This is a genomic window from Pseudomonas cremoris, assembly GCF_014230465.1.
Genome location: NZ_JAAXCY010000014.1, coordinates 79,045 through 92,101, shown reverse-complemented (window position 1 = coordinate 92,101; position 13,057 = coordinate 79,045). Strand labels below are relative to the sequence as shown.

Genomic DNA, 13,057 nt, shown 5'->3' with positions numbered 1-13,057 from the left:
CGGGCTTGCTCGCGAATGCGGTGGGTCAGTTCACACATGTGCTGACTGACACACCGCATTCGCGAGCAAGCCCGCTCCCACAGGGGATTTGTATTCAGTTCAGGACTTCACTCAGCGGGATGAAATTGACGGTATCCCCCATTGTTAATGTCGTGCCTTCCAACACCTCCACAAACCCCTCCGCCCACGCTGCACTGCGCAGCACGCCGGAGCTTTGGTTGCGGTAGATGATCGCCTTGCCCTGCTCGATACGCCCACGCAGGTATTCGCGGCGGTTGCCCGGCTTGGGCCATTCGAACCCCACCGGCACTTCGAAACGCAACGGCTCGACGTCCGTCACACCCTGGCGACGCAGCAGATAGGGCCGCGCCAGCAGCGCAAAGGTCACCAGCGTCGAAGCCGGGTTGCCCGGCAGGCCGATCACCGGCACGCCGCGAAAATGCCCAAAGGTCAGCGGCTTGCCGGGTTTGATCGCGAGTTTCCACAGCGCCAGCTCGCCTTCTTCGCGCAGGGCAATACCGAGGAAGTCCGCCTCGCCCACCGACACACCGCCCGTGGACAGGATCAGGTCGACACTGCCCAGGTCCCCCAAGCGGGTGCGGGTCTGTTCCAAGTCATCGGGCAGGATGCCGGCGTCGATCACTTCGCAGCCCATGCGCTCAAGCCAGGAGCACAACACGCGACGGTTGCTGTTGTAGATCTGGCCGGGGCCCAGCGGCAGGCCCGGTTCGATCAGTTCGTCACCGGTGGACAGCACCGCCACACGCGGGCGGCGTATGACATCCAGGCGGTCGTGGCCGAGGGAGGCGGCAAGGCCTAGTTCAATCGGGCCCAGGCGCGTACCGGCCGTGAGCACCAACTCGCCGACGGTGGTTTCCTGGCCTTGAGGGCGGATGTTCTGGTCGACGTGCAATGGCTCGGTGAAACTCACGCGCTCGTCGGCGTGGACCACGGCGTTTTCCTGCATTTCCACACAGTCGGCGCCTTCGGGGACCGGCGCACCAGTGAAGATGCGTGCACAGGTACCGGCGGCCAAGGGCTGCGGCGCCTGCCCGGCGAAGATGCGTTGGCTGACCACTAGCGGCTTGCCACTCCAGTCCGCCACGCGCAGGGCGTAGCCGTCCATGGCGCTGTTAGGCCAGGGCGGCAGGTCGAGGGTGGACACCAAATCTTGCGCCAACACGCGGCCATCGCAATCAGCCAGGGGCAAGGAGTGCTGCTCGCGGATCGGCGCGGCGGCGGCCATGTCCAGCAACTGTTGCAACGCCTGCTCTACCGGGATCAACGCACCGGTCTTGCCGGGCTTACCCACGGGATTCACAGGGTTCAGCCTGCTTCAAGTGCGGCACGAAGTTGCACGGGCGGTGGCGGTTGTCCAACTGCTCGGCGAGGATGCCGTCCCAACCGGTGCGTACCGCGTTGGTGGAACCCGGCAGGCAGCACACCAGGGTGCCATTCGCCAAGCCAGCCAGGGCGCGGGATTGCACGGTGGACGTGCCGATATCGGCCACGGAGATCTGACGGAACAGTTCGCCGAAACCGTCGACGTGTTTATCCAACAGGCAGCTCACGGCTTCGGGAGTGCTGTCACGACCGGTGAAGCCGGTGCCGCCGGTGATCAGCACCACCTGCACCACGTCTTCGGCGATCCAGTGGGCGACTTGGGCGCGGATCTTGTAGAGGTCGTCCTTGAGCAACACGCGCTCGGCCAAGTTGTGGCCGGCAGCGGTGAGGCGGTCGACGAAGACCTGGCCCGAGGTGTCGGTGTCCAGGGTGCGGGTGTCGCTGACGGTCAATACAGCGATATTCAGGGGTACGAAGGGCGCATCAGCCTTGGCTTTCATGGCACGGTCCGGTTGTCGAAGAAACAGGCCGGTGTTATATCACAGGGCCCTATTTGCCTGCCGCAGCGGAACCGCCATGCCCTTCGATTCTTCGCCCCTGCCCTGTTCAATCCTGCTGCTGGCCGGTGGTCGCGGCCAACGCATGGACGGCCAGGACAAAGGCCTGCTGCACTGGCAGGGCGAGCCCCTGATCGCCCACTTGCAGCGTCTGGCCCGGCCACTCACGGATGACCTGATCATTTCGTGCAACCGCAATCATGAGCGCTACGCCGCCTATGCCGACCAACTGGTGAGCGACGACAGCCCGGACTTTCCAGGCCCGCTCGCCGGTATCCGTGCGGGACTTGCCGCTGCACGCCATGGGCACCTGCTGATCCTGCCGTGCGATGTACCCAACATCGATGCCGGACTGCTGGCCGAGCTGCGCAAGACCGCGCAGCGCAACCCGCAGTTACCGGTGATGGTGCGCCATGGCGAGTACTGGGAGCCGCTGATTTGCATCCTCCCCACCGCCCTGCGAGACGCAGTGGAACAGGCCTGGCATGCTGGTGAGCGCAGCCCGCGCAAGATCTTCCTGCAACTGGGCGGCGTAGGCCTGACGTGTTCAGCGGATGACCCGCGCCTGGCCAACCTGAACACACCCGAGCTGTTACTCCCCAGGCCGGGCGTGTCAGAATGAACCTCGCACCCGGAACTTTGTCGGCGCCTCGCGCGTCACAAGGTCAGCATTTCAAAAGAATTCTTTCGGAGACAACACCATGACTCAACGGACCATCGCCGCTCTCATGCTTGCACTGGGCCTCGCTACCCTCGCCGGTTGCGCCTCGCCTACAGTGATCACCCTGAATGACGGTCGCGAAATCCAGGCCGTCGACACCCCTAAATTCGACAAGGATTCGGGCTTCTACGAGTTCGAACAACTGGACGGCAAGCAGACCCGTATCAACAAGGATCAGGTCCGCACCGTTAAAGACCTGTAAGTCTTAGCGTTTGCCACCAAGGCCCGCCTCGCGCGGGCCTTGTCGTTTGCGGGGTTTACCAGTCGAGCGTGATTGCGCTGCGGAAACTGCGTGCCTCACCGCTGACCGGATCGACGAAGCGCACGCCCTGGGCCAGCAATTTGAGCGGGTTGGCATAGTCGTCCACGGCATCCTTGATCACGTCCGGGTAAAACGGGTCGTTGCAGATACTTGCCCCCAACGCCGTCATATGCACCCGCAACTGGTGTTTTTTGCCAGTCACAGGGAACAGGCCATAGCGCCACAGCTCGCCCTTTTTCTCGCGCACCTCTACCGCCGTTTCGGTGTTGCTGGCGCCAGCGCCTTCCTGCATGCGAAAGAACGGCTCGCCATCCACCAGGCGGCTTTTGTGCACCAATGGGAACGTCAGGCCCGGTAGGGCCGGAGCGATGGCTTCGTAGAATTTGTCGATGTTGCGCGTAGGAAACAACTGCTGATACGCCGAACGACTTGCCGGATTGGCCGAGAACAACACCAGCCCCGCCGTATGCCGGTCGATGCGGTGCAACGGCACCAGCGCAGGGTTGTCCAGGCGGCGGATCAGGCGGCGCAACAAGGTTTGCTCCACGTATTCACCGGCAGGCGTCACGGGCAGAAAGTGTGGCTTGTCCGCGACTACCAGGTGTTCATCGGCATACAGGATGGTTTCCTGCACCGGAATCACTTTTTCGTTCGGCACTTCGCGAAAGTAATAGATGCACAGGCCTTCCTTGTAGGCCAGGCCGAGGCTGATGGGGCTACCGTTGATGTCCAGTACCCGGCCACGGGCAACGCGGTCCAGCCAATGCTCACGACTGATCGCCGGAAAGTGATCGCACAGGCAATCGAGCACCGTCGCCCACGGGCCTGGTGGCAGGTACAAGGTGCTGGCTTGATGCTCGGAGGCGATAAAAACGGAAGTGGACATGCGTAAAGCCTGGAGAAAACCGGCGGGCATTATCCCGCATGGTTCAGGCCTTGGCCAATTGCGCCCGCAATACCGGCGAAGCACTGGCGGCCTCGGTGAATTCCTTGAGCCAGCGCAGCACGTCCACCGCTTCCCAGCGGCCAGGGTCGTACAACGCGTACAACAAGCCCTGATAACCCACCACATCCAACTGCTTGTGGTAACCGGCGCGCTGGAACAGCGCCTCGATCTCGGCAAAGCAGGTATTGAAGTGCACTTTGTTAAAGGGCGTCTTGCCTTCCGTGACCAGGCCATCGAGGCGCAGCTCGTTCACCGCGTCGCGCACGACATCGGCGGACATGCGATTGACGCTGCTTTTCAGTTGTTCAACATTCACCACGGGCGTTCCCTCTATTCAATCGCTGTACAAACATACAGTAACGTAATATTTGGAAACCCGCCATCACGCAAACGTCAGAGCAGGAAGGACACCACTTGTTCGGTGTCGAACGGCCAGCCCAACTCGGCGCCGGTATCGACCCGGCGAAGCACCGGGATCCGCAGGCCGTAGGCCTCGAACAGGGCCTGCGAATCGGCGATATCTACCAACTCAACCAACAAGCCGTGTTCGACCAACGGCATGATTTCTTCCTCGGCGAGTTCACATAAATGGCAGCCCAAAGTGGTAAACAACTGGCATTCAGGAGGCATGACAAAGTGACCTGATGGAAAGTAGGCCATTATTCTAAGCCCAACGAAAACCCGTGGCGAGGGAGCTGGCTGTAGCGAGGAACAGTCTCGCCCCGTGCAGGCCCCACAATAATCCTGACCCAGATCACCATGGCCTATAACTGATTCAGCGATTCTCGCGGCTTTTTTTCTGCCCCCCTGCAATGGAGATGCGTGTGTTTGCCAACCTGCTGATCATTCTGGCCTCATCCTTGGTGGTGATTGCGCTGTTTCGCCGGCTGCAATTGCCGCCCGTGCTGGGCTACCTGTGCGTCGGCCTAGCCGTGGGACCCACTGCCCTCGATTGGGTAAATGACAGCGAAGAATTGCCCGACCTCGCCGAACTGGGCGTGGTGTTCCTGCTGTTCTCCCTGGGCCTGGAGTTTTCCCTGACCAAGATGCTCGCCCTGCGCCGCGTGGTGTTTGGCCTGGGCAGTCTGCAGGTGCTGGGCTGCGGGGTGCTGCTTGGCGTGCTGTTGATGATCCTGGGGGTGGCGCCAGGCATCGCCTTGCTGCTGGGCGCGGGGCTGGCGTTGTCCTCCACCGCCATCGTCAGCAAGGAGCTGACCAGCCTCGGCGAGATTTTCAGCAGTCATGGCCAGAATGCGATTGGCGTCTTGCTGTTCCAGGATGTGGTGGCCGTGTTGCTGCTGACGCTGGTACCGGTATTTGCCGGCACGGGCGATCAGGCCTGGTATTGGGCGCTGCCGCTGACCCTGGGCAAAACCGTGGTGCTGTTTGTCGGCTTGTTGTTTGCCAGCCGCTGGTTGTTGCCGCGCTTGTTTCATGAAGTGGCGGCATCCCATTCGGCTGAGCTGTTTGTGCTGCTGGCGCTGGTGATTGTCTTGCTGACCGCGTGGCTCACACATTTGCTGGGGCTGTCCCCTGCCCTCGGCGCCTTCCTGGCCGGCATGCTGCTGGGGGAAAGTCATTACCGGCATCAGATCGAGGCGGACATTCGCCCGTTTCGCGACATTCTGCTGGGGCTGTTTTTCGTCAGCATCGGCATGCTCATCGACCTGCAATTGTTCGTCAGCCACAGCCTGTTGATTCTCGGCCTGACCCTCACCTTGATGCTGGTCAAAGGCTGCGTGGTGGCCGCGCTGGTCAAGTGGCGCGGCAGCGACAGCGAAACCGCCTGGCGCAGCGGCCTGGCCCTGGCCCAGGGCGGCGAGTTCTGCTTTGCGCTGATGGCGCAGATGCAACAGAGCCGGCTGATCCCGGACGAGTTCAACGGCTTGCTGCTCGCCGCTACCTTTTGCTCGATGTTGCTCACACCGTTGCTGCTGCGCGCCGCACCGAGCATCTCCCTGCGCCTGCACCGCAAGCCCAATCAGCAGGTGCAACTGGATGAAATCACCGCACTCAACGCCGAACTGCACGGGCACGCAGTGATCTGTGGCTACGGCCGTGTCGGGCAATCCATCGGGCGTTTTCTGCGCCGCGAGCAACAGGCGTTTATCGCGCTGGATGACGACCCGGAACGGGTGCAGGAAGCTGCCACCGAGGAGAGCAGCGTGCATTACGGTGACTGCCGTCGCGGTGCGCTGCTCAGTGCGGTGGGCCTGGAGCGCGCGCGGTTGGTGGTGATCGCCGTGGACAACACCGATGTGGCGCTGGTGGTGTTGAAGGAGGCGCGACGGATCAACCCCGAGGTGCCGATCCTGGTGCGTACCCGCGACGACAGCCAGTTGACGGAGTTGAAAGCGGCGGGCGCCAGCGAAGTGGTGCCCGAGCTGTTGGAGTCGAGCCTGATGCTCGCCTCCCACGCGCTAGTCCTGCTGGGCCTGCCGGAGCAACAGGTGCAGGCGCGCGTCGACGAAGTTCGGCACAACCGCTATCGCCTGCTGCACGGTTTTTACCCACCGGCAGAGCCGCCGGTCAATCCTGACTGACCGCACCGATCTTATGGATCGACAGGTCGGCGCCGTAATATTCCTCCTCCTGGCTGAGGCGCAGCCCGTGCACGCGCTTGATCACGCCGTACACCAACAGGCCGCCGCCCAGCGCCACCACCACACCCAGGCCGGTGCCGATCAACTGGCTGATCAAGCTGACGCCGCCCAGGCCGCCCAACGCGGTCTGGCCGAAGATCCCGCAGGCAATGCCGCCCCACACGCCGCACAGGCCGTGCAATGGCCACACGCCGAGCACATCATCGATCTTCCAGCGGTCCTGGGCTGCGATAAAGCACCATACAAACAAAGCACCGGCAACGGCGCCAGTGACCAGCGCGCCCACTGGGTGCATCAAGTCGGAGCCGGCGCAAATCGCAACCAGCCCGGCCAATGGGCCGTTGTGCAGGAAGCCAGGGTCATTGCGACCGATGATCAGCGCCGCAACCGTGCCGCCGACCATCGCCATCAGCGAATTGACCGCCACCAGACCGCTGACGCCGTTCAGGGTTTGCGCGCTCATTACGTTAAAACCGAACCAGCCGACAATCAGAATCCACGACCCCAAGGCCAGGAACGGGATGCTCGACGGCGCAAACGCCACCAGCCGCCCTTCGCGGTAGCGCCCGTTGCGCGGGCCCAGCAACAGCACCGCCGCCAGCGCCAGCCAACCGCCCATGGCATGCACCACCACGGAACCGGCGAAGTCATGGAAGCTGGCGCCGAACGTCGCCAGCAGCCAGGCTTGCAGGCCGAAATTGCCGTTCCACACCATGCCTTCGAAAAACGGGTAGATAAACGCTACGATCAACGCGGTAGCGCACAACTGCGGAGCAAAACGTGCACGCTCGGCGATACCGCCGGAGATGATCGCCGGGATCGCCGCCGCGAAGGTCAGCAGGAAGAAAAACTTCACCAGGCCATAGCCATGATCGGCACTGATCACTGCCGCCGGTTGCATGAAGCTGACGCCGTAAGAAATCCAATAGCCTATAAAGAAATAGGCCAAGGTGGAGATGGCGAAGTCGCTGAGGATCTTCGACAGTGCGTTGACCTGGTTCTTCTGGCGCACGGTGCCGACTTCCAGGAACGCGAAACCGGCGTGCATGGCCAGGACCATGACCGCACCGATCAAGATAAACAGGGTGTTGGAGCTATGGACGAGGGTGTCCACTGCACTTTGCAAATTTTCCATGGAGGTTGGCAGGCCTGCAATAAAGGCAAAAAGCACCAAAGCGGTTCAAGCCAGGGTTTCGCGCACTAATTTGGCACCGCCGGTCCCACCCCTCTGCAGAGGGCGTGAACCGCTTTAGCGCAGCGTTCAACACAAAAGGCTGTTGCCGATAGGGTTTTTCCGCGAATTTCAGTTATTTGGGGTAAGGTTTTTAAAGGCTTCCTGCCCGACCGCCCGGATTCAGCGCAGGCCTTAGGGCGCGCGCACCAAGTAAAAGCAAAAGATGTACCAGACAATTGCACTGAACCTTCACCGATGCCGGTGACTCGAAAACAAATGTAAAGATCAGCCAATCACGGAGATAACCATGGCCAGAAGAACTGCAAAGACTGCTCAAGAAATACTGCTGGCGGATTTTCAAACCCTGGTCAGTGACACCGAAAAACTGCTGGATGACACCAAGGTGTTGGCCGGGGACCAGGCCGACGAGCTGCGGACCAAGATCCATGACAGCCTGCTCAAGGCCCGTGAAACCCTTCAACTGACCGAAGACTCCCTGCGCGAACGCGGCCAGGCCGCTGTCACCGCCACCGAAGACTACGTGCAGGCCAACCCCTGGCAGTCGGTGGGCATTGCCGCCGGCGTGGGCTTTTTGATCGGCCTGCTGGCTACAAGGCGCTAACCCTATGTCTATCGGCGAAACCGGCTCGTCTACGGGCACAACCTCAAGGCGTCTGGGCGCAGCCGTGCTTGGCCTGCTGCACAGCCACGTCGAACTGTTTGGCATCGAACTGCAGGAACAGAAGGCACGCACGGTCAGCCTGCTGCTGTTCGCCGGCCTGGCGCTGGTGTTTGCGCTATTGCTGCTGGTGGGGTTGTCGACCCTGGTAATGATCCTGGTGTGGGACACCGGCTACCGTCTTACGGGGATCATTTGCCTCTGCGTGTTCTACACCCTGGCCGCAGCCTTTTGCGGAGTGCGTTTGAAAGCGGCGGTATTCGATGAATCCACGCCGTTCCACGCCACTCTCGAAGAGCTGGCCAATGACCGGGAGCGCCTGCTGCCATGAGCCTGACTGAGATACCGAAAAACACTTCACGGCGGGAAATGCGCAAGGCGCTCATCCGCCTGCGCATGGAAATGCACCGTCAGGAGATCCGCCACGAATCTCAGCAACTGCTGGTGCCGCTGACCAAGGTGCGCAACCTGGGCCAAAACTGGCAGGACAGCCTGGGCATCAAGCACGCGCCGCTGTGGGGTGTGGCCGCGGTCACCCTGATGGGCTTTTTTACCGGCAAGGGTGCCAAGGGCGGCAGTATCGGCAGCCTGACTCGCCTGGTACGGCTCGGTGCCGGCCTGATCCCGCTGATTAAATTGGCCATGCAGGGTACGTCGCGCAAAAGTTGAGCCTGACTGGCTGCATTCTTGCTAACAGAATCGGCCCGGCCCTTGTTTTGAGGCCGGGCCTTTTTTTCGCCACCTCTCTTAAGGAGGCCCTGTGATCGACGGGCAACCGCTCGCCTGCTTCCAGCCGTTTATCGACACGGCCACTGGCCGTATCGCCGGCGTCGAGGCGCTCGGCCGCCTGCGCCAGGCTGACGGCCGCTTGCAGTCTGTAGGCCCGTTGTTCGCCGACCCACGGACCCCGAGCGTGACCTTGCGCCGCCTCGACCGACAGATTCGCGACAACGCCTTGAGCCGCTTGCATGAAGCTCCCGAAGACTGGTTCCTGAGCCTGAACATCTCACCGCGCTGGATCAACCGCCTGCGCCCGGGCCAGGCACTGCCGAGCCTCAAGCAGATTCACAACCACGGAGTGGACCCGCGGCGCATCGTGTTCGAGATCACCGAACTGGACGGCGATATCCGGCGCCTGGCGGATGTGGTAGCGCGTTACCGTGAGGCCGGTGCACGCATCGCCATCGATGACTTCGGCGCTGGTTATTCACAGTTGGACCGGGTGCTGGCCTTGCAGCCGGACATTCTCAAGCTGGACATGCGCCTGTTCCAGGAAGCTGCGCGGGGCGGGCCGAGCAGTGAGGTGGTACGAGCGCTGGCACAGATGGCCGAGAAGACCGGCTGCTGGATCATCGCCGAAGGCGTGGAAACCGAAGCGCAGTTGAGCTTTGCCCTGGAGTGTGGCTCGCGTTATGTACAGGGTTATCTGTTTGCACAGGCGCAGCTGGATTGGTTCGCCGCCGACGCTTTCGTGCCACGCTTTGCCGAACTGCGCGGCGAATACGTCCAGCAAAAACTGGCGGAGCGAGAGCGAGTCATGCACTTGCGGGAACAATTGGCCGAGCTGATGAAGATCCTGCAAGCCTGGGCCCAGGCTCAGGCTCCACTGAGCCAGTTACCCCAACTGCCGGCCTTTCCCTGGCTGCTGCGGTTTTACCAGTGCGACCCCCATGGCACCCAACTGACCCCCAACTTCGAGTGGCGCCAGGATGCCTGGCAGGCCGACAGCCGCTACCTGGGGCACAACTGGTCATGGCGCCCGTATTTCTATCACCTGCTCGCCGAAGGATGGGAGGAGCGACGCCTGACCCTGTCGTCGACCTACCGTGATGCAACGAGCAATCAGTACTGCCTCACCGCCGGACAATTCTTCGATAACGGTCAGCGCTTGCTGTTAATCGATATCGACGCAGCCGGGCTGTAGATTTTCGCTTGCCCAGGCCGCGCTGAACCGGGAAGCTGGGGGGGTCATTCACCGCACGGAGAGTACTCGCCTTGGATTGGCCCACCCTGCTTACCCGCGAACGCCTTGGAAAGCCCCTGCACAGCCCGGAGGAACTGGGCCGCAGCCCCTTTCACAAAGACCATGATCGCATCATCTTCTCCGGCGCGTTTCGCCGCCTGGGCCGCAAGACCCAAGTGCACCCGGTGTCCAGCAACGACCATATCCATACGCGCCTGACCCACTCCCTGGAAGTCAGCTGCGTGGGCCGCTCCCTCGGCATGCGCGTGGGTGAAACCCTGCGCGACGCCCTGCCCGACTGGTGCGACCCGAGCGACCTGGGCATGGTGGTGCAATCGGCCTGCCTGGCCCATGACATCGGCAACCCACCGTTCGGGCACTCCGGCGAAGATGCGATTCGCCACTGGTTCCAACAGGCGGCAGGACGCGGCTGGCTGGACGACATGAGCACCGCTGAACGCAATGACTTCCTCAACTTCGAAGGCAATGCCCAAGGTTTCCGCGTGCTGACCCAACTGGAATACCACCAGTTCGACGGCGGCACGCGGTTGACCTACGCGACCCTGGGCACTTACCTGAAGTACCCCTGGACAGCGCGCCACGCTGATTCGCTGGGCTACAAGAAACACAAGTTCGGTTGCTACCAGAGTGAATTGCCGATTCTTGAGCAGATCGCACACAAGCTTGGCCTGCCGCAACTGGAGGAGCAGCGTTGGGCCCGCCACCCGTTGGTGTATCTGATGGAAGCCGCGGATGACATCTGCTACGCCTTGATCGATCTGGAAGACGGCCTGGAAATGGAGCTGCTCGAATACGCCGAAGTCGAGTCGTTGCTGCTTGACCTGGTTGGCGACGACCTGCCACAGACCTATCGACAGCTCGGTTCCCAAGACTCTCGGCGTCGCAAGCTGGCGATCCTGCGTGGCAAGGCCATCGAGCATTTGACCAACGCCGCAGCCCGGGCCTTTGTCGAGCAGCAGGATGCCCTGCTGGCCGGCTCACTGCCTGGCGATCTGGTGGAGCACATGCATGGCCCTGCCAAACGCTGTGTGCTGGATGCCAAGGACATGGCCCGCAAGAAAATCTTCCAGGACAAGCGCAAGACGCTGCATGAAATCGGCGCCTACACCACCCTGGAAATCCTCTTGAACGCCTTCTGCGGAGCTGCTCTGGAGCAGCATGGCGGACGTACACCATCATTCAAGAACCGGCGCATTCTCGACTTGCTGGGCAATAACGCACCGAACCCCGCATGGCCGTTGCACGCCTCGTTCCTGCGCATGATCGACTTTATCGCCGGGATGACCGACAGCTATGCCACCGAGATGGCGCGAGAAATGACCGGACGCTCCAGCCCACAATAACTACCTGCTCTGTCACGCTGCCTGTTCCCTGAAAAGAATCTCCCTACGGTGGGAACAGAGCGGCCTGATCGAATTCGCACACCTAGCCGAAGAATAATCACGCACGCTCCGGGCGTATGCCTCCTACACGCCCCTCATTGATGTTTGACTCACTGTGTGCCCTCTATGCCCAGATACCCCGTTAGCATCCTGTTAGTGGAGGACCATCCCTTTCAATTGCTGGCCACCCAATGCCTGCTCAGAAGCTTTGGTTTCGACCAACTGACCCCTGCGGAAAATGCGGAACAGGCGATCCGCTCGATGACGCAGGCCGAAACCCCTTTCGACATCATCCTATGCGATCAATGCCTGCCTGATCTTCCCGGCCTCGAATTGATTGAGATTGCCAGCCGCCGGCGCTTTATCAATTGCGCCATTCTTCTAAGCGGACTGCCCACCGAAGAGCTGGTGGCCCTGAAAATTCAGGCGTTTAAACGCGAACTACCCCTGCTAGGCTATTTATCGAAGCCTTTGAATAAAGATGCACTTATAGCGCTGATCAAACCTTTACTTAGATCGTAAATGTAGGACTTTAAACGTAACACACCAGGAAAATCACCTTAAGGAATACAGTTAAATCCCTTTACTCATTCCTGAGCCTGCGCAGCTTCGAATTGTTTATATGCAGCTTCCCAAAGCCTTACCAACCAGTAGGCATATACCTTTTTTTATGTAGGATATTTCCTGTTTTATATCTGCTCCCCCTCCACTTCATGCTTCCCCCTCTTCTTCTGAGCTAATGTGCCCGCTTTATTTGCACTTGCATGGAATATGATCATGAACACAGTTTTTATTATTGATGACCACCCGGTTATACGGCTTGCCATTCGAATGTTGCTAGAACACGAAGGCTACAAAGTGGTGGGTGAAACGGATAATGGATGCGACGCCATACAAATGGTCCGCGAATGTCTGCCCGATCTCATCATTCTGGATATCAGTATTCCGAAACTGGATGGGCTTGAAGTGCTATGCCGATTCAACGCGATGAATACGCCGATGAAGACACTGATACTGACGGCCCAGTCCCCAACCCTGTTCGCTACGCGCTGCATGCGCTCGGGTGCCGACGGCTACGTGTGCAAGGAAGGTGACCTGAGCGAGTTGCTCAGCGCCATTCGGGCGGTGCTGTCCGGCTATAACTACTTCCCCAGTCAGGCCTTGAGCGCCGGCGGTGTCGACGGCATCGAAGCCCAGGAACTTGAACTGTTCAAGGGCGTCAACGACAGGGAACTAATGGTCTTGCAACTTTTTGCACAAGGCCGCACCAATAAGGAAATTGCCAAAGGCATGTTCCTAAGTAATAAAACCGTCAGCACTTATAAAAAGAGGCTCATGCAAAAACTTCAAGCCAAATCCTTGGTAGAACTTATCGAGATGGCAAAACGAAACGCGCTAGTGTGAG

16 protein-coding genes are annotated in these 13,057 nt (G+C 60.5%); 10 read left to right on the top strand and 6 right to left on the bottom strand.

The window, feature by feature from the left end; all coding sequences use genetic code 11:
- Positions 1–94: 94 nt before the first annotated feature.
- Together HF257_RS28860 and moaB are read right to left on the bottom strand one after the other, a co-directional pair.
- Positions 95–1,321 carry a molybdopterin molybdotransferase MoeA gene (locus HF257_RS28860; protein WP_185708827.1) on the bottom strand — a complete coding sequence of 409 codons (1,227 nt, stop codon included), beginning with the start codon at positions 1,319–1,321 and terminating at the stop codon, positions 95–97.
- A complete protein-coding gene (gene moaB / locus HF257_RS28855; protein WP_185708826.1) occupies positions 1,305–1,844 on the bottom strand; it encodes a molybdenum cofactor biosynthesis protein B in 540 nt (179 codons plus the stop codon). Before moaB ends, HF257_RS28860 begins: the two co-directional genes overlap by 17 nt.
- Positions 1,845–1,920: 76 nt before the next feature.
- Between moaB and mobA the strand changes: the two genes are divergently transcribed.
- The gene (gene mobA / locus HF257_RS28850; RefSeq protein WP_185708825.1) at positions 1,921–2,523 is read left to right on the top strand and encodes a molybdenum cofactor guanylyltransferase MobA; all 603 of its coding nucleotides are present in this window, start codon (positions 1,921–1,923) and stop codon (positions 2,521–2,523) included.
- Between the two features lie 79 nt (positions 2,524–2,602).
- Positions 2,603–2,824: a YgdI/YgdR family lipoprotein gene (locus HF257_RS28845; protein WP_016978480.1), complete on the top strand. Its 222-nt coding sequence runs from the start codon at positions 2,603–2,605 to the stop codon at positions 2,822–2,824.
- 55 nt (positions 2,825–2,879) lie between these two features.
- Here the strand turns inward: HF257_RS28845 and HF257_RS28840 are convergent, their stop codons facing one another.
- The 3 genes from HF257_RS28840 to HF257_RS28830 all read right to left on the bottom strand — a co-directional run bounded on the left by HF257_RS28840 (position 2,880) and on the right by HF257_RS28830 (position 4,460).
- The gene (locus HF257_RS28840) at positions 2,880–3,770 is read right to left on the bottom strand and encodes a pseudouridine synthase (protein ID WP_185708824.1); all 891 of its coding nucleotides are present in this window, start codon (positions 3,768–3,770) and stop codon (positions 2,880–2,882) included.
- Between the two features lie 43 nt (positions 3,771–3,813).
- Positions 3,814–4,149: a hypothetical protein gene (locus tag HF257_RS28835; protein ID WP_003189932.1), complete on the bottom strand. Its 336-nt coding sequence runs from the start codon at positions 4,147–4,149 to the stop codon at positions 3,814–3,816.
- 74 nt (positions 4,150–4,223) lie between these two features.
- On the bottom strand, positions 4,224–4,460 hold the full coding sequence (locus HF257_RS28830) for a glutaredoxin family protein (protein ID WP_185708823.1): 237 nt from the start codon (positions 4,458–4,460) through the stop codon (positions 4,224–4,226).
- A gap of 188 nt (positions 4,461–4,648) precedes the next feature.
- Between HF257_RS28830 and HF257_RS28825 the strand changes: the two genes are divergently transcribed.
- Positions 4,649–6,373 (top strand): cation:proton antiporter, encoded by a 1,725-nt coding sequence (locus tag HF257_RS28825; protein ID WP_185708822.1) that lies wholly within the window; start codon positions 4,649–4,651, stop codon positions 6,371–6,373.
- Here HF257_RS28825 and HF257_RS28820 read toward each other — a convergent pair.
- On the bottom strand, positions 6,360–7,568 hold the full coding sequence (locus HF257_RS28820; protein ID WP_185708821.1) for an ammonium transporter: 1,209 nt from the start codon (positions 7,566–7,568) through the stop codon (positions 6,360–6,362). The genes HF257_RS28825 and HF257_RS28820 overlap by 14 nt on opposite strands.
- A gap of 346 nt (positions 7,569–7,914) precedes the next feature.
- On the opposite strand from HF257_RS28820, the gene HF257_RS28815 reads away from it, so the two are divergent.
- The 7 genes from HF257_RS28815 to HF257_RS28785 all read left to right on the top strand — a co-directional run bounded on the left by HF257_RS28815 (position 7,915) and on the right by HF257_RS28785 (position 13,056).
- Complete coding sequence (locus HF257_RS28815; RefSeq protein ID WP_185708820.1) at positions 7,915–8,229, top strand: DUF883 family protein; 315 nt, start codon at positions 7,915–7,917, stop codon at positions 8,227–8,229.
- Positions 8,230–8,233: 4 nt separating this feature from the next.
- The gene (locus tag HF257_RS28810) at positions 8,234–8,617 is read left to right on the top strand and encodes a phage holin family protein (protein ID WP_033901397.1); all 384 of its coding nucleotides are present in this window, start codon (positions 8,234–8,236) and stop codon (positions 8,615–8,617) included.
- Positions 8,614–8,955, top strand: a complete 342-nt coding sequence (locus HF257_RS28805) for a hypothetical protein (RefSeq protein WP_185708819.1) — start codon at positions 8,614–8,616, stop codon at positions 8,953–8,955. Before HF257_RS28810 ends, HF257_RS28805 begins: the two co-directional genes overlap by 4 nt.
- Positions 8,956–9,046: 91 nt before the next feature.
- Positions 9,047–10,210 (top strand): EAL domain-containing protein, encoded by a 1,164-nt coding sequence (locus HF257_RS28800; RefSeq protein WP_185708818.1) that lies wholly within the window; start codon positions 9,047–9,049, stop codon positions 10,208–10,210.
- Between the two features lie 71 nt (positions 10,211–10,281).
- Positions 10,282–11,613 carry a deoxyguanosinetriphosphate triphosphohydrolase gene (locus tag HF257_RS28795; RefSeq protein ID WP_185708817.1) on the top strand — a complete coding sequence of 444 codons (1,332 nt, stop codon included), beginning with the start codon at positions 10,282–10,284 and terminating at the stop codon, positions 11,611–11,613.
- A 165-nt stretch (positions 11,614–11,778) separates the two neighbouring features.
- Complete coding sequence (locus HF257_RS28790) at positions 11,779–12,174, top strand: response regulator (RefSeq protein ID WP_185708816.1); 396 nt, start codon at positions 11,779–11,781, stop codon at positions 12,172–12,174.
- A 255-nt stretch (positions 12,175–12,429) separates the two neighbouring features.
- On the top strand, positions 12,430–13,056 hold the full coding sequence (locus tag HF257_RS28785) for a response regulator transcription factor (protein ID WP_185708815.1): 627 nt from the start codon (positions 12,430–12,432) through the stop codon (positions 13,054–13,056).
- Position 13,057 lies beyond the last annotated feature (1 nt).